At 49.3% G+C, this 16,747-nt stretch carries 12 protein-coding genes, 1 pseudogene and 1 other annotated feature; of the genes and pseudogenes, 11 read left to right on the top strand and 2 right to left on the bottom strand.

Annotated elements, in window-relative coordinates; genetic code table 11:
* From DWY89_RS13760 to DWY89_RS13735, 4 genes and pseudogenes are all read left to right on the top strand, one after another.
* A pseudogene (locus tag DWY89_RS13760) lies at positions 1–203 on the top strand (radical SAM mobile pair protein B); the annotation flags it as partial.
* Positions 204–446: 243 nt separating this feature from the next.
* On the top strand, positions 447–992 hold the full coding sequence (locus DWY89_RS13750) for a methylated-DNA--[protein]-cysteine S-methyltransferase (protein WP_118524142.1): 546 nt from the start codon (positions 447–449) through the stop codon (positions 990–992).
* Between the two features lie 500 nt (positions 993–1,492).
* A complete protein-coding gene (locus tag DWY89_RS13740; protein WP_118524765.1) occupies positions 1,493–1,945 on the top strand; it encodes a MarR family winged helix-turn-helix transcriptional regulator in 453 nt (150 codons plus the stop codon).
* Entirely contained in the window at positions 1,935–3,278 is a 1,344-nt protein-coding gene (locus tag DWY89_RS13735; protein WP_118524144.1) for an MATE family efflux transporter, read from the top strand. Before DWY89_RS13740 ends, DWY89_RS13735 begins: the two co-directional genes overlap by 11 nt.
* A gap of 211 nt (positions 3,279–3,489) precedes the next feature.
* Here DWY89_RS13735 and DWY89_RS13730 read toward each other — a convergent pair whose 3' ends face one another.
* Positions 3,490–4,197 carry a hemolysin III family protein gene (locus DWY89_RS13730; RefSeq protein WP_118524145.1) on the bottom strand — a complete coding sequence of 236 codons (708 nt, stop codon included), beginning with the start codon at positions 4,195–4,197 and terminating at the stop codon, positions 3,490–3,492.
* Positions 4,198–4,507: 310 nt separating this feature from the next.
* On the opposite strand from DWY89_RS13730, the gene DWY89_RS13725 reads away from it, so the two are divergent.
* The 5 genes from DWY89_RS13725 (at position 4,508) to DWY89_RS13700 (ending at position 11,864) form a co-directional block, all read left to right on the top strand.
* Positions 4,508–5,233 (top strand): RluA family pseudouridine synthase, encoded by a 726-nt coding sequence (locus tag DWY89_RS13725; protein ID WP_118469495.1) that lies wholly within the window; start codon positions 4,508–4,510, stop codon positions 5,231–5,233.
* A gap of 357 nt (positions 5,234–5,590) precedes the next feature.
* Entirely contained in the window at positions 5,591–6,673 is a 1,083-nt protein-coding gene (locus tag DWY89_RS13715) for an AI-2E family transporter (protein ID WP_118524146.1), read from the top strand.
* Between the two features lie 259 nt (positions 6,674–6,932).
* Complete coding sequence (locus DWY89_RS13710) at positions 6,933–8,414, top strand: alpha/beta fold hydrolase (RefSeq protein ID WP_118524764.1); 1,482 nt, start codon at positions 6,933–6,935, stop codon at positions 8,412–8,414.
* Positions 8,415–8,649: 235 nt separating this feature from the next.
* Positions 8,650–8,869: a binding site (T-box leader), on the top strand.
* A gap of 165 nt (positions 8,870–9,034) precedes the next feature.
* A complete protein-coding gene (gene proS, locus DWY89_RS13705; protein ID WP_022359111.1) occupies positions 9,035–10,468 on the top strand; it encodes a proline--tRNA ligase in 1,434 nt (477 codons plus the stop codon).
* A gap of 1 nt (position 10,469) precedes the next feature.
* Positions 10,470–11,864 (top strand): polynucleotide adenylyltransferase, encoded by a 1,395-nt coding sequence (locus tag DWY89_RS13700; protein ID WP_118524149.1) that lies wholly within the window; start codon positions 10,470–10,472, stop codon positions 11,862–11,864.
* 135 nt (positions 11,865–11,999) lie between these two features.
* Here DWY89_RS13700 and DWY89_RS13695 read toward each other — a convergent pair whose 3' ends face one another.
* Positions 12,000–13,400 carry an MATE family efflux transporter gene (locus DWY89_RS13695; protein ID WP_118524152.1) on the bottom strand — a complete coding sequence of 467 codons (1,401 nt, stop codon included), beginning with the start codon at positions 13,398–13,400 and terminating at the stop codon, positions 12,000–12,002.
* 414 nt (positions 13,401–13,814) lie between these two features.
* Here DWY89_RS13695 and DWY89_RS13685 point away from each other — a divergent pair, with 414 nt between their 5' ends.
* Positions 13,815–14,795 carry a phosphotransferase gene (locus tag DWY89_RS13685; RefSeq protein ID WP_118472558.1) on the top strand — a complete coding sequence of 327 codons (981 nt, stop codon included), beginning with the start codon at positions 13,815–13,817 and terminating at the stop codon, positions 14,793–14,795.
* A 189-nt stretch (positions 14,796–14,984) separates the two neighbouring features.
* Positions 14,985–16,721, top strand: coding sequence for a phospho-sugar mutase (locus DWY89_RS13680; protein ID WP_118524151.1), 1,737 nt, complete (start codon positions 14,985–14,987; stop codon positions 16,719–16,721).
* Positions 16,722–16,747 lie beyond the last annotated feature (26 nt).

The following is a 16,747-nucleotide window of genomic DNA, read 5'->3' as shown; positions in this document are numbered from 1 at the left end:
ACGAGATCTATAACAAGCATAACCGCAGCTACTTTGAAGCACTTGAAGTAAAAGCTGAGAAAATGGCTAAGAAGTATGATTGTGCCTTTGTGGATAATGAAATGCCTTATGGCAGAGTCCCGCAGGGACATCCGGTGATCGTAGATTATTTCTATCATGAGGAAATCCGTGGGACAGAGAATACCGGAAAAAGAAATCGCTAACTTCCAGCTTGGTTATAAGATCGGATTTATCAATGATGCTGAGATATGGTTACTCATGTTAAAATAACGCAATACCTCTGTTATATATATAATGAGGATGAAATAGACGAGTTGATTCTGCTGATACGCGATAGCTTTATTCTGGCTTTTACGGTTCTTAAAGATACACTTGTGAAGAAGCTGGAGGAAGCAGAAAGCGATTGGATGTAAAAAAGCAGTCGATAACCTTGGGGGGAGTCCGCGGTGAAGGATAAAACAGTATATACATGTACATATAAATCAAAGTTAGGCGATATTCTGCTGGCGGCAGACGCGATCGGACTCACGGGTCTGTGGTTTGAGGGGCAGAAGTATTTTGCAAATACACTTCCAGACGGAGTTATTTCACAGGAAACCCTAATTTTAACAGAGGCAAAGAGATGGCTGGATATTTATTTTTCTGGCAAAGAACCGGACTTTATTCCGCCGCTGCATCCGACTGGCTCCGCATTTCGACAGGCGGTGTGGCAGATTTTATTGCAAATTCCGTATGGACAGACGACTACCTATGGGGAGATTGCAAAAAAGCTGGCGAAGATGCAGAATGCGTCCCATATGTCCGCGCAGGCGGTAGGCGGTGCAGTGGGGCATAACGAGATTTCCATTATCATCCCATGCCACCGTGTGGTGGGAACGAATGGAAGCCTGACCGGGTATGCGGGTGGAATTGATAAGAAAGTGGAACTGCTTACGCTGGAACATACCGATATGAGTCGTTTTTTTGCGCCGAAGAAAGGAACGGCGCTTTAGTCATTTAGGTGTAATTTTGACTGTGATATTAATTTTCATTTAATTATATCCGTGTAGTTTCTCATCTTTCGTAAGTTTGTAAAGTATCTCCTGCTTTTTCATATACGTAACAAATAGATTTATAAGTACTGTGTTCATAATATTACCCCCTGCATTATGTTTCCATGGAAACAAGTATACCATCGCCTTGTTTCCTTGTTAACAAATTTGATAATAACGATATAGGATATTTTCATCAGAATATTTTTCTTATTTCAAAGATTGCGAAGTTTCACAGGCAGGCGGGGATGTTATTTACAGAAATCCAGATGGAATACAAATGCCAGGACCGCTCCTGGAAGACGATGATTGTGCGTGCCTATTAGTTAAAAAACCATGGAAATCACTATTCGTACATTGTAACATATCGGTTTGATATCGCGGAGCGAGTAAAGATTGACAATTTCAAAATCCTGTCGTATACTTCTTTCAGTCCCAAATGGGATTGAATGGGGAAGGTTATGGAATATAAAATACAAAAACTTTACGATCAGGTCAACCAGGCGATCATCCGCTGCCGTGGTGTATACTCGATGTGGGCAAAGAATAACAATGTGAGCTATAACCGGATGCTGGTGCTTTACACCATCCGCGAATTCGGATTCTGTACGCAAAAGCAGATCTGTGTTTCGTATCTGCTTCCGCGGCAGACGGTGAACCATGTGATTTCAGAGATGAAAAAGGACGGGATTCTTGTAGCGGATCCGGAAAAGAGCACCGGGAAGGAAAAGGCGCTTGTTTTGACGCCGGAGGGCGAACGGTATTCGGAAAAATTATTATATTCGTTAAGCCGGATGGAAGAACGGGCGGCGAAACGTCTGGGAGAGGACAAGATCCGCAGAATGACGGAACTGTTTATGGAGTATGACCAGATTCTGGAAGAGGCACTGGAGGAGACGGACGATGAAGAGTAAGGCGGGAACGGATACAGAATTTTTCCGGACGGAGAAAATTCCGAAGATATTGCTGCAAATCGCACCTCCGGTTATGCTGGCGCAGCTGATTCAGGCGATGTATAACATTGTGGACAGTTTTTTTGTGGGAAAATATTCCGAATCGGCGCTGACGGCGCTTTCGGTCATTTATCCGTTGCAGCTCATCATCATTGCGTTGGCGGTGGGAACCGGTGTGGGCGTGAATACCTACATGGCGCGCCTGTATGCACAGAAAATGCCGGGACAGGCGGAAGAAACAGCGGGAACAGGCACGCTTCTGGCGCTTGGAACCTGGTTTATATTTGCCATTTTCTCGATCTTCTGTATGCGTCCGTATGTCCTGACAAGTGCGAATACCCCGGAAGCGATCGAGAGTGCTGTTATCTACGGACAGATCGTCTGTATCGGCAGCATCGGGGCATTTCTGGAAGGAAACTGGACGAAGGTCCATCAGTCGCGGGGCAATATGCACCGTCCGATGGTCGCCCAGACCGTGGGGGCGCTGACGAATATCGTGCTTGACCCGATCCTGATTTTCGGACTCGGTCCGGTGCCGGAGCTGGGAGTCGCGGGTGCTGCCTATGCGACTGTCTGCGGACAGGTGGCAGCTGCGGTCATCACATCGTTTGGCGGGGTTGGCAGATTGCCAGAGCGCACAAAAATGCCGCTCTATATCAAGCAGATCTACTGGTTTGGCTACGCGTCGATTATTATGCAGGCATTATTTACAGTTTATATCGTGATCTTAAATGCGATCCTTGCCGGATTTTCAGATTCGGCAGTGACGGTGCTGGGGCTTTATTATAAAATGCAGACGTTTTTCTTTATCCCGCTGATGGGCTTGCAGACGTGTATCGTTCCGGTGCTCAGCTTTAACTATGCAACCAAGAGCTATGCGAGATGCCGGGAAATTATGCGGGACAGCTATGGATTTTCCTGTGTGTTTATGCTGGTCGGTGTGATCTGCTTCGTTTTCTTTCCGGTGCAGCTGCTCCAGGTTTTTTCAAAGAGCAGTGAGGTCATCGCGATCGGAAAAAATGCATTCCCTATCATCGGGGCAAGTTTTATTCCGGCGGTATTTTCACTGATGACCCCGGTCTTCTTCCAGGCGATCGGAAATGGAAAGATCAGCCTCTTTTTGTCCGTGATGCGCCAGATCTGCTGCCTGATTCCGATTTTCTGGCTGCTGTCGCTGATTGACCTGCGCTTTACCTGGTTTGCATTTCCGATCTCGGAAGTGCTGGTCGGTGTCACGGGAATCGTGCTTTATTACAAGGAAATCAAAAGAGACTTTGATAAAGGAGCAACATGAGAAAGCACGTAAAAACACAGAAAATAGTTTCGTAGAAAATTTTTAAACGCTTTTAATGAATTGAAAAGGAACCGCCTGGGTCAGCTTATCAGCTGGCATCAGGACGGTTCCTTTTTTGAAAGGAGAATGAATGTGACATAAAAAATTGAATGTATGCATTTCGTGTACGTATGAGGCATAATGCCTGTCAGACGAAATGGGGATTTCACCCTTATGCTACAAATGCGTACATCATCACATAATGGCACAGGCTTCCGCCCATGACAAACAGATGGAAAATCTCATGCGAACCGAAATTTTTATGCGTTGCATTGAAAATCGGCAGTTTTAATGCGTAGATAATGCCTCCAGCCGTATAGATGAGTCCGCCGGTCAGCAGCCAGAGAAATGCGCTTTTCGGAAGTGCCAGTACGATCTGACGGAACGCCAGCACGCAGATCCAGCCCATCGCGATGTAAACTAGCGAGGAGAACCACTTCGGGCAGTTGATCCAGAGCGCGTTGACGAGAATCCCGGCAATCGCGATACCCCAGACGAGCGCCAGAAGCCGGTAACCGGCGTTATTTCCAAGGACGATCAGGCAAACCGGTGTGTAAGTTCCGGCAATCAGGATGAAAATCATCATGTGGTCGATCTTACGCAGGATTTTATTAACGTGCTCGGAAATATTAAAGGTGTGGTAGGTCGTGCTGGCGGCATAGAGCAGAATCATGCTGACGATAAACACAGCCAACGCCGCAAGATGGCGCGAATCTGCTTCTCCAGCCGCTTTGTGAAGCAGCGGAACTGCCGCGATCACCGCGCCGATCATCGCGATAAAATGCGTCAGCGCGCTTCCGGGATCCTTTACGTGGAATTTATGATGCTTTGTTTCAACGAGTTCCGTTGTGTCAGATGTATGTTTTTCACTAGAAATCATAGGATAACCTCCTTTGCCGTAATATCAATAAAGTAATTGTGAATATGATATGTAGTATTTAAAACTACATAGAATGTTTTTATATACTATACATCTTTTCTGAAAAATATGCAAGAGGGGGATGGGATATGTTATAATATAATGTATGAACAGTAACGAAAGGTTTTCACGTTTCGTGTGAGTTGGCAATAAATATATGCAATGGTTTGCATATGAAAATTTTAAAGAAGAGAAAGAAAAAAGGCTCATAGATGATTTGAGAAGTTAAAATGCTCGGGAATCCATGGATGAAGTAGAGAGGAAATCGGTTATGTTAGATATATTATACGAAGATAAAGATATTTTAGTTGTGGTCAAACCAGCTGGAGTTGAGTCGCAGACATCGAGACGCCTGGAGCCGGATATGGTCAGCGAGATAAAAAATTATCTCCACCGGAAGGTGCAGGAGACGAAAAAGTTATCCACAGGATTATCCCCAAAAGCGTCCACAGCCCCAGTGGATCCGTATGTTGGAGTTATCCACCGACTGGACAAGCCGGTGCGCGGTGTGATGGTATATGCCAAGAACCTGAAAGCGGCAGCGCACTTAAGCCGTCAGGTACAGGAGGGAAAACTGGAGAAAATCTATCAGGCGCTCGTATGTGGAAAACCTGTGGATAATGTGGGTAAGTACGTGGATTATCTGTTGAAAGACGGGAAAACGAATACCAGCCGGATTGTGGATAAGTCGGTCGCCGGTGCGAAACGGGCAGAGCTGGAATATCAGATATTAGAAAAAAAAGAACAGGAAGACGGTACCGTGCGTTCACTGGTGGAAATTCATCTTCACACAGGACGCCACCATCAGATACGCGTACAGTTTGCCGCGCATGGGACACCGCTCATGGGAGATACCAAGTATGGCGCACCAGCGGCTGCTTCCGTGGGACGTGCCCGCCGGGAACCGCTGGCGCTGTGCGCGGTCCGTTTATCGTTCCTTCACCCGGTGACGGGAAAAAGAATGGAGTTTTCCACCAAACCGCAATTTGTTCTGTGAGCGAACTTTTCTATAAGTCAAGAAAATAAAAGGTCAAGGGTGAATAGAAGGTAAGACGTGTATATTTTTATCCAGCCTGCCCATACTAGAGTGTGTACAAAGGAAGTACGAATCATAAATGGGCAAAGTCCATGGGTAAGCCCCGGAGCGACTAAAGAGGGCTTACAAAAGAGACCGCAGGAGCCGGGAGAAGCGGGAGCTGACACCGGTTTCCTGTGGTTTTTCGTTGCCATACATCCGGAAAAAAGGGCGTGTAGGTTTAAGGAAAAGACGTTTGTTTGAATGGATGTCTGTAGAAATCATAGAACCATAACGGGGTATGGCATAAAGAAAAAATCGGGAAGGTGGAGCAGACAGATGGCACTCAGCAGAAAACAGAAAAAAGCATTTCTCACAGTAGCAGTCACGGCGGGCGTGTATTTGAGTTTCCGTTACCTGCTGCCGCTTATATTCCCATTTCTGGCAGCGTATCTGATGGCGCTGCTTCTCCAGCCATCGGCAGCATTTCTCGAAAAACGGCTGCGAATCTCCTTCCGCGGGCGCATGATCGGCGTTCCCATCGGTATGATCGGGGGCGTGGAGCTGATTTTGCTGAGCATTTTTCTGGTCGGTCTGCTGGCAGCAGGGGGACGGCGTTTCACGGAGGAGCTGGAACACTTTTTAGAAGAGCTTCCAGGACGGATGGAAGAATTGTCACTGCTCGGACAGCAATTTGAACAGTCGATCGAGCGAGTCCTTCATCTGCCTGCCGGTAAAATCGGGCAGCTCTTTCGCGGAACAGGCTTGCAGGGCGGTGGACAGGTCAAGGAGATCCTGCTGCCGCAGCTCCTTCAGAAATCAGTTCCTGCTGCGGCGGGGATTGTGCGCGCGGTTATTGTGGTTGTTTTATTTTTCATTGCCTCGATTTTGAGTTTACAGGAGATGGACGAACTGCGCCGGAGGCGGTTTGATTCGATGTTTCACCGCGAATTTTTCCTGCTCGGCAGGCGCCTTGCGGTGACAGGAAGCGCATGGCTGAAAACCCAGTCGGTCATTTTCCTGATGACTTCGGCATTTTCGATGGCGGGGCTTTTGCTGATTGGAAATCCATATTATATTCTGGGCGGAATCGGAATCGGGGTTCTGGATGCCCTGCCGATCTTCGGCGCAGGGACGGCGCTGGTGCCGTGGAGTCTTTTTCTCCTGTTTAAGCGGGAGTGGGGACACGCGCTGATTCTCTTCGGGCTGTATCTGCTCTGTTATTTTCTGCGTGAGTTCACGGAGGCGCACCTGATGGGGAAGAAAATGGGGCTGTCGCCGCTTGAAACGCTGGCGGCGATCTATGTGGGCTTGCAGCTGTTCGGTCTGTTTGGATTTCTGCTGGGTCCGATTGGGCTGTTGATTATTAAGGATTTTGTGGAGGAGTATGGGGAAGCGGACGAAGGAGCGGCTGCTCATTAAGTAGGCGCTTTTAGAGGAGAAAAGAGGAAAAAAGTGGAGTATTGGTGGATGGACGATCTGAAATTGTTTTTGAATGTGGAAATTTAAGGAGATGAAGGAATTTTTTAGAATTGCCGCGAGACAAAAGGATCATATATAATAGATAAGGAATTAAAAACGCATAAAAGTTCTGGAAAAACAGCAGAGAAAGAGTTGCTGGAAGATAGCTGGATGTTAAGCTGAAATAAATATGCATATCATTTAATATGGAGGAACAAACGTGAATTTATATACAAAAGAGTCAGGCTCCGGACAGCCGATGGTGCTGCTTCACGGAAATGGAGAGGACAGCTCCTATTTTGTGAACCAGATATCCTTTTTTGAATCAAAATATCTCGTGATTGCGGTGGACACCCGCGGACATGGCAGATCTCCGCGTGGTTGTGGGACATTTACCTTGGAACGGTTTGCTGATGATTTGAAAGGATTTCTTGACCGCCGGGGACTTAGGCGGATCATTTTGCTGGGGTTCAGCGACGGCGGCAATATTGCGCTGATTTTTGCACTGAAATATCCGGGATATGTCGATCGGCTGATTTTAAATGGAGCGAACTTAAACCCGTTTGGCATGAAGCCGTCCGTGCTGGCGGATGTGGCGCGGGAGTATGTGGGAGTTGTGGGGAAGCTCTGGCTGCAGAAAAGCGGCATCGGGCAGATACGGGGGAAAATGCAGATGGCAGCAGGAAAAATGCGGACAGAAAAGCAATTTTCAAAAGAAAACGAAAAACAGAATGGACAGGAAGGACTGAATAAACAACAGAGAAGAAGCTGTCAGAAAGAAAAAATTTCTGAAAATAAGGAAAATGATCGGAAGGCAAATATACACAAAAAAGAGCTTCTATCTTTAATGTTGTATGAACCCTGGATCCGCCCTGAGCTTCTCCACCGCCTGAAAATGCCCGTCCTTGTGGTAGCAGGGAGCGACGACATGATCTGCGAATGCCACACGCGCCAAATCGCACGTTCTCTGCCAAACGCAAGGCTTCGGCTTTTAGAGGGCACCCATTTTATTGCAGCAGAGAACCCGGACGCATTTAACCAATGTGTTGCATCATTCCTGGAACAGACACAGGGCGGCGAGCTGGCGCAGATGAGCCGAGTCTGGGGCAGCCGGAGAGCCGGAAGGCTGGAGAAGGAGAAGATCCGTCGGGCGGCGGTGCTGGTACCTTTGATTCAGAAAGGCGGGGAGTACCACGTGGTGTTTGAGGTGCGCGCGGGAAGCTTAAAAACTCAGCCGGGCGAAATCTGTTTTCCGGGCGGTGCCGTTGAGCGGGACGAGACACCGAAGCAGGCGGCGATCCGTGAGGCGATGGAAGAACTCTTAATCAGTCGCCGCCAGATTCGCGTTATCGCGCCGTTGGATGTGCTGGAAGCACCCGGAGCGATGGAGATTTCTCCATTTTTAGGTGCGCTGCAGGGCTACCGCTGGTCATATTCCGAGGCGGAGGTCGATCATACCTTTTCTGTCCCGCTCCGCTGGTTCGCGGAACATGAACCGGAGCGATATGAAACAGAACTTGTGACCGTGCCGGAAGAGACATTCCCGTTTGAAGATGTTCCGGGCGGACGCGATTACCGCTGGCGGCGCGGACATTACGATGTCTACTTCTACCGCCGTGAGGAAGGAATCATCTGGGGGATGACGGCGAAGATTCTGCGGTCACTGGCGGAGATGTACCGGGAGGACATTTTATTAAAATAGGATTCGTAAGATAGGGATAAAAACATTATTTTTTGTTCGGACGCAACCGAGTCAGTGACGACCGAGTAAAAAATGCGAGGCATCGTCAAGACTTGTACAAGGGCGAGTTCCAGCCTTGACAAACCCGACCGATTGGCGTAAAATCATAATACTGTCAGGATTTGCGCGGTTGAGTTTGTGGATGCCGTGGAAGAAATCCGGCGTTTGATTTTAGAACATCAAACAATAAGAAACAAAACAGGCGAAGAGAGGAATCAGTAAACTTTGACACACGTCCAGAGAGAAAGCCGTATGGTGCGAGGCTTTTGTGTCCCTGAAAGTTGAACCGACCCTGGAGCTGTGCATGAAAATGTAACGTATTTCCGGCGTTAACGGAAGTTAAGTGAGCCAGAATCGGAACGAAATTCTGGTTAAGTAGGGTGGTACCGCCGAAGTTAAGCCATTCGGTCCCTTTGATCGCAGCGATCAGCAGGGATCGGATGGCTTTTTTATTTCTACGAAATAAAAAACAACAATGTACACTCGGCGCGGGGGAATATGGCTGCGATGGCAGCCGCGCCTCGGCGCCAAAATCCGGCAAGCCGGATTTCAATAAAATGTTTTTAACAAGGAGAAATGACATGGCAAAGGAAAAGAAAATGGTAGAAGCCATCACATCGATGGATGAAGATTTCGCCCAGTGGTATACGGACATCGTAAAGAAAGCAGAGCTTTCTGATTACTCTAGCGTAAAGGGCTGCATGATTATCAAACCGGCCGGATATGCGATCTGGGAGAATATTCGCAATGAACTGGACAAGCGCTTTAAGGCAACCGGCGTAGAGAACGTATATCTGCCTATGTTTATTCCGGAAAGTCTTCTGGAAAAAGAGAAAGATCACGTAGAAGGTTTCGCACCGGAAGTAGCGTGGGTGACACAGGGCGGTTTAGAGCCGTTACAGGAGAGAATGTGTGTACGTCCGACTTCCGAGACTCTGTTCTGCGATTTTTATGCACATGACGTACATTCTTACCGCGATCTGCCGAGAAACTACAACCAGTGGGCTTCGGTTGTACGTTGGGAAAAGACCACCCGTCCGTTCCTGCGTTCCAGAGAGTTCTTATGGCAGGAAGGTCATACTGCTCATGCAACCGCTGAGGAAGCACAGGAGCGTACCGAGATGATGTTAAATGTATACGCGGATCTGTGCGAGGACTTCCTGGCAATTCCGGTTATCCGCGGACGCAAGACCGACAAGGAGAAATTTGCCGGTGCAGAGGCAACCTACACGATCGAGTCCCTGATGCACGATGGCAAGGCACTGCAGTCCGGCACCAGCCACAACTTCGGCGATGGATTTGCAAAGGCATTTAACATCCAGTATCTGGATAAGGATAATAAATTAAAATACGTTCATCAGACTTCCTGGGGTATGACAACCCGTATGGTAGGCGCGATCATCATGGTTCATGGTGACAATAATGGTCTGGTTCTGCCGCCGAAGGTAGCTCCGACCCAGGTTATGATCGTTCCGATTCAGCAGGCAAAAGAGGGTGTTCTGGACAAGGCATTTGAGGTAAAAGAGGTTCTGTCCAACTTCCGTGTCAAAGTGGATGATTCCGACAAATCTCCGGGATGGAAGTTCAGCGAGTCCGAGATGCGCGGTATTCCGGTACGTGTCGAGATCGGGCCGAGAGATATTGCTGAAAATCAGGCAGTTCTGGTTCGCCGTGATACGCATGAGAAGATTACGGTATCTCTGGATGAGATCGCAGCAAAGGTTGGCGAGCTTCTGGAGACGATTCACCACGATATGTTTGAGCGTGCAAAAGCACACAGAGATTCCCATACTTATGTAGCGACAACACTGGATGAGATGAAGGAGATCGCAGAAAATAAGCCAGGCTTCATCAAGGCAATGTGGTGCGGCAATCAGGAGTGCGAGGATAAACTGAAAGAAGTAGTCGGCGTAACCTCCCGCTGCATCCCGTTCAATCAGGAACATCTGGCTGACACCTGCGTATGCTGCGGCAAGCCGGCAACGAAGATGGTTTACTGGGGTAAGGCATATTAATATGATTCCAAAACGGATAGAAATGCCGGTCCAGGTCGAGGAAATCCTGGGAAAGCTGCGAGAACATGGTTACGAGGCATTTGCAGTCGGCGGCTGTGTCCGCGATGCGATCCTGGGGCGGATTCCCGGTGACTGGGATATCACGACCTCGGCGCACCCGGAGGAGGTGAAGCAGGTGTTCGGTCACACGATCGACACCGGGCTTCAGCACGGTACGGTCACAGTCATGCGTGATCATATCGGATATGAAATAACCACCTACCGGATTGACGGTGAATATGAGGATGGACGCCACCCGAAGGAAGTCGTATTTACTGCCGAACTGCGTGAGGACTTGAGACGGCGTGATTTCACGATCAATGCGATGGCATACAGCCACGAAACGGGAATTGTCGATATTTTCGGCGGGGCGGAGGATCTGGCAGCGCGCCGGATCCGCTGCGTCGGGGATGCGGGAGAACGATTTACGGAAGATGCGCTCCGGATCCTGCGTGCCGTCCGCTTTTCGGCCCAGCTGGGATTTTCGATAGAGAAAAAGACCTGGCAGGCGCTCTGTGAGCTGGCGCCCTCCCTTGTCCATGTGAGCAAGGAACGGGTGCAGGTGGAGTTGACAAAAACACTCCTGTCCGACCGCCCGGAATTTATCTGGAAAACGGAGGCGGCAGGACTGGCACCGTACATTTCAAAGACATTTCCGGAGGTATTTGCGGCGTGGAAAAAGCAGAAAAGCTGTGCAAAGCAGAGTTTGGAAGAAAAAGTATGTTCGAAGGATGTGCCAGCTGCTGACAAGGATGCGATCAAAACGGAAACGGTAGCGCAGCAGGGGCACATGTTCGTGAAACATGAATGTGAGACAGACATGGCGGGGGAAATTTCTGCTGCTGCGGCACATCTGCCAGCAGAAAAAGCCTTGCGCTGGTCGTATTTTCTTGCCCCGGCGGGCGAGGGAACTTGTGTCCGGGTTCTGAGAGAACTCAAGATGGACAACGACACGATCGATAAGGCGAAGATTCTGAGCCGTTTTGCATTCATGCAGATGGAACCGGAGGAAAGCGCTGTCCGCCACGCGATGAGTGCGATGGAAGATACGGTCTTTGACTGGCTGCTTCTCCTTCAAGAAGTTCTGATACCGGAGCGCATGGATGCGGTGGAAATGGTTCGCTCACTTGCAAGGCAGATCCGGGAGCGCGGTGACTGTATCCGTCTTAAAACTCTGGCGGTAACCGGAAAAGACCTGATTCAGGCAGGCATCCAGCCGGGACCGGCGCTTGGAAAAACGCTGCATCTTCTCTTTGAAAAGGTGCTGGAGAATCCGGCTTGGAATGAGAAAGAGCGGCTTCTGGCTGAGGTGGAAGTGTTGAAACAATCGCAGAATGCCAAAACCAGTAAAGCATAAGAAGATTAATAAATAAAAAGAGAAAAGAGGCAAAATCGTTTGGAACCGGCAGGACAAGCCGGACAAACGATTTTGTCTCTTTTCTCTTTTGCTTTTTTAACAACAATATTTTCAATCAGAGGATGATTAAAAGAGTTATCCCAATTTCTTATACTCCCTGAAAAACAGCGCCGCCGTCGTCGCCACCGCAATCGTGTCTGCCACCGGTTCTGCCACGAACACGCCGAATACCGGATTTGAAACGAAATGCGGCAGGATAAAGATCAGCGGAATCAAAAGCAGCACTTTCCGGAGCAATGCCAGAAAGACGGATGTTTTCGCATTTCCAAGGGCAATAAAAGTCTGCTGGCAGGCGAGCTGGATGGCAAAGAGCAGGGAAGCTGCCATATAGATCCGGAGCGCCCAGATGGTATAGCTGGCAAGATCTGCGTCGCTGGTAAAGATGGAAATAAAAATCTGTGGAACCAGCATACATAAGAGCCAGAGCAAGGTGGAATAGCAGGCTGCCGAGCGCAGAAGCAGGTGAAACGCTTTTTTCACACGGTCGATATTTTTTGCTCCATAGTTAAAGCTGATGATCGGCTGCGCGCCCTGCGTGAGCCCCTGCAGCGGCAGCATGGAAAACTGCATGACGCTGGAAAGAATCGTCATCGCGCCGACCGCGGTATCGCCGCCATATTTCAACAGGCTGGTGTTAAAGCTGATGGACAGTGCACTTTCTGTAAACTGCATGATAAACGGCGCCAGTCCGAGCGCCAGGCATGGCAGGATAAATTTCTTCTGCGGGCGCAGGTTGCGGAGCCGTATCCGCAGGGTACTATGCGTTCCGGTCAGAAAACGCAGAATCCAGATACAGGAAATACCCTGTGAAAGGATGGTTGCAAGTGCCGCACCGCGCACATCCAGATGCAGTCCGAAGATAAAGATCGGATCGAGGATGATGTTGCAGAGAGCGCCGATGGCAACGGTAATCATGCCGGTTTTGGCATAACCCTGTGCGTTGATAAAGGCATTGAGTCCGAGCGCCATCTGGACGAAGAAAGTGCCGCAGACGTAGATTTTCATGTAGTTCCAGGCGTAGAGAATTGTCTTCTCACTGGCGCCGAACATCAGGAGGATCGGGCGCCCAAAGCCAAGAAACAGGGCGGTCAGGACGAGCGAAATGACGGTCAGCATGAAGGTACAGTTGCCGAGTACCTTTTCAGCAGAATCCTTGTCGCCTTTTCCCATCAGGATCGACGCCTGCGGGGCACCGCCCATGGCGGCGAGCGCGGCAAAAGCGGAAATGCACATGATAATCGGCATTGTGACGCCGACGCCGGTCAGGGCGCTGGGACCGATGTCCGGGATATGGCCGATGTACATGCGGTCAACCATGTTATAGAGAACGTTGATGATCTGTGCGGCAATTGCCGGGAGCGCCAGTTTAAAAAGAAGTGACCCGATCGGCGCACTGCCGAGATCAGCTTCACGGGATGATGCTGCGCCTGAATGCGGGCGCGTATTTTCATCATTGGAACGATGAGCGGATTGTATGGACAAAGAGAGACCTCCTTTTCATTTACAGTAAAATATATTATTTGATTTTTTGCCTGATTGTTGGGACAAATAGCCAGAACGCTTTTTTATCCCAACGTGAATCATTGTAACATACCGTCAAAATGATGGCAATGAACAGAATTTCGTAATCACTCCACATTGGCGATTGTGTGTGATAGTTTGTGCACTGTGTTTCAAATCTGCGATATTTATGCATAAGCATATTTGTAAGCCCCCTCTCATAGGTTAGGAGTAGCAGGCTGGGTGTCTGATGTGCATATTTGCATAATCGTGTGAATGTTGCAATTAACATAGCTGTCAGCAGCTGTGGCCCGGCGTGAAAATGTGCTGTCCACATTCTTTTGGGAAATGGAAAGGCGGGCAGCCGGATAGAGGCAGGAGGGGGAAGTTGTGAACGAGAGAACAACCGAGGTGCTGGAACAGTATGAACTGGAAGTGCAGTCGAAGCGCCGTGGAAGAGGCGCGTGGATCTGCGAGACGAGTCAGGGGTTAAAACTCCTCCGGGAATATAAGGGGACCGTCAAACGTCTTGAATTTGAAGAACAAATCATGAATGTTCTGCAAAATCAGAAAACATGCCGGACCGATCAGTATATGCGGAACCGGGAGGGCGAGCTTTTGTCGGTGGCGGAGGATGGAACGCGGTGTGTTGTGAAGGAATGGTTTTCCGGGCGCGAGTGCAGTGTGCAGAGCGAGGCGGAGGTAGTCCGGGCGGTCGGGCAGATCGCGAAACTGCACCGGACATTGCGCGGCATTGCGATCGATGAGTCGTGGAATCTGGGGTCAATTCTCACGCGTCCGGCGGTGGCGGAGATGGAGCGCCACAACCGGGAACTTGTCCGTACGCGGAATTATATCCGGAAAAAACGGCGTAAATCGGATTTTGAGAGGGCAGTCAGCGGAAGCTTTGCCATCTTTTATGAGCAGGCGCAGGAAGCAGCAGGCGGGCTGAAAGCGCAGATCGAGCGGAACGGCGAGCCGGAAAACTACCTGTGTCACGGGGATCTGAACCAGCACCATATTTTATTGGCAGAAGAAAATGAGATGGCGGTAATTGAATTTAACCGGATGCACCGGGGCGTCCAGGTCGAAGACCTGTATCATTTTACGCGCAAAATATTGGAAAAGCATGGCTGGGATTTGCGTCTGGGGATGCGGCTGCTGGAGACGTATGATCGTATTCTGCCGTTGAATGCACAGGAGCGGACATACCTCTATTACCTGTTTTTATATCCGGAAAAATACTGGAAACAGTTAAATTTTTATTATAATGCAGGCAAGGCGTGGATTCCAGTCCGCAGCATCGAAAAACTGCAGAAGCTGGAAGAACAGCAGACGGCGCGGAACCTCTTTCTTGAGGCAATCCGATAAGAAATGTTGATTTACATATGCATATAAATTCTTTGGTTAAGCGTATTCGATATATCATGGAGAAACTTTGAAAAACGAAAAAATAAAGACAAAGAATAGTAACCGAAATTCTCTTTATTTTTCAGAATAATTATACTATAATGGAGAAAAAGAAAGTCATCCTAGAAGAAAGCAGGGGGTAAGTGAATCATGAAGGATTACATGACGATTTACAAAGAATGGCTGGAAAATCCATACTTTGACGAGGCAACGAAAGAGGAATTGCGCGCCATTGAGGGCGATGAAAATGAGATTAAAGAGCGTTTCTATATGGATTTGGAGTTTGGTACGGCAGGACTGCGCGGCATCATCGGTGCAGGTATTAACCGGATGAATATCTACACCGTCCGCCGTGCGACCCAGGGACTGGCAAATTACATCATCAAGCAGGGCGGCGCGGCAAAAGGCGTGGCGATCGCATTTGACTCCCGTCATATGTCCCCGGAATTTGCCGAGGAAGCAGCGCTGACACTGGCGGCAAATGGCATCAAGGCGTACCGGTTCGAGACGCTGCGCCCGACGCCGGAGCTTTCCTTTGCAGTCCGCGAGCTTGGCTGCATCGCCGGCATCAACATCACTGCCAGCCACAACCCGCCGGAGTACAACGGCTACAAGGTTTACTGGGAGGACGGCGCACAGTTTACACCGCCGCATGACAAGGGTGTGACTGAGGAAGTTATGGCGATCACCGATCTTTCCACCGTTAAGACGATGGGAGTACAAGAGGCAAAGGCAAAAGGACTCTACGAGATCATCGGTGCAGCGATCGACGACAAATATATTGCACAGGTCAAGGCACAGGTAGTCAATCAGGGCGCGATTGACCGCATGCAGGATCAGATCACGATCGTGTATACACCGCTTCACGGCACGGGCAATATCCCGGCACGCCGTGTGATGAAAGAGCTTGGATTTACCCATGTATATGTGGTTCCGCAGCAGGAGCTTCCAGACGGCGATTTCCCGACCGTCAGCTATCCGAACCCGGAGGCAAAGGAAGCATTTGAATTGGGACTGGCTCTGGCAAAAGAGAAAAATGCAGACCTCGTTCTGGCAACCGATCCGGATGCCGATCGTCTGGGCGTGTATGTCAAAGATACCAAGTCCGGCGAATACATTCCGCTGACCGGCAATATGTCCGGCTCCCTGCTCTGCGAGTATGTGCTCAGCCAGAAACAGGCGAGCGGCAAGATTCCGGCAGATGGACAGGTTGTTAAATCCATCGTTACGACGAATCTGGTAGATGCAGTTGCGAAGAATTACGGCGCAGAGCTCATCGAGGTTCTGACCGGATTTAAGTGGATCGGCAAACAGGTTCTCAAAAATGAGCAGGAAGGCAAAGGAACCTATCTGTTTGGCATGGAAGAGAGCTATGGCTGCCTGATCGGTACATACGCACGCGATAAAGATGCCATTTCCGCAACCGCAGCACTCTGCGAGGCGGCTGCTTATTACAAGGAAAAAGGCATGACGCTGTGGGATGCGATGGTCGAGATGTACGAGAAATACGGCTATTATAAAGATGAAGTGAAGTCCATCGGCTTAAAGGGCATCGAGGGACTGGCAAAAATTCAGGAGATCATGGAATATTTCCGCGCCCACACACCGTCCGATTTTGCCGGACATAAAGTGCTGGCTGTCCGCGATTACAAGGCAGATACCGTCAAGGATCTGGCAACCGGCGAGGTAAAACCGACCGGACTTCCATCCTCCAATGTTCTCTACTACGAACTGGAAGACAACGCATGGCTCTGCGTCCGCCCGTCTGGAACCGAGCCGAAGATCAAGTTCTACTACGGCGTGAAAGGTACCTCCCTGGAAGACGCGGCAGCGAAATCAGAGAAGGTAGGCGAGTCTGTGATGACGATTGTCAATGGACTGCTGTAGAAAAATAAAAAGAAGATATGAAATAA

Origin of the sequence: Clostridium sp. AF27-5AA (assembly GCF_003478415.1) — a bacterium.
GTDB classification, from domain to species: domain Bacteria; phylum Bacillota; class Clostridia; order Lachnospirales; family Lachnospiraceae; genus Otoolea; species Otoolea fessa.
The sequence above is the reverse complement of the archived record's forward strand: the minus strand, read 5'-3'. Positions and strand labels throughout refer to the sequence as shown.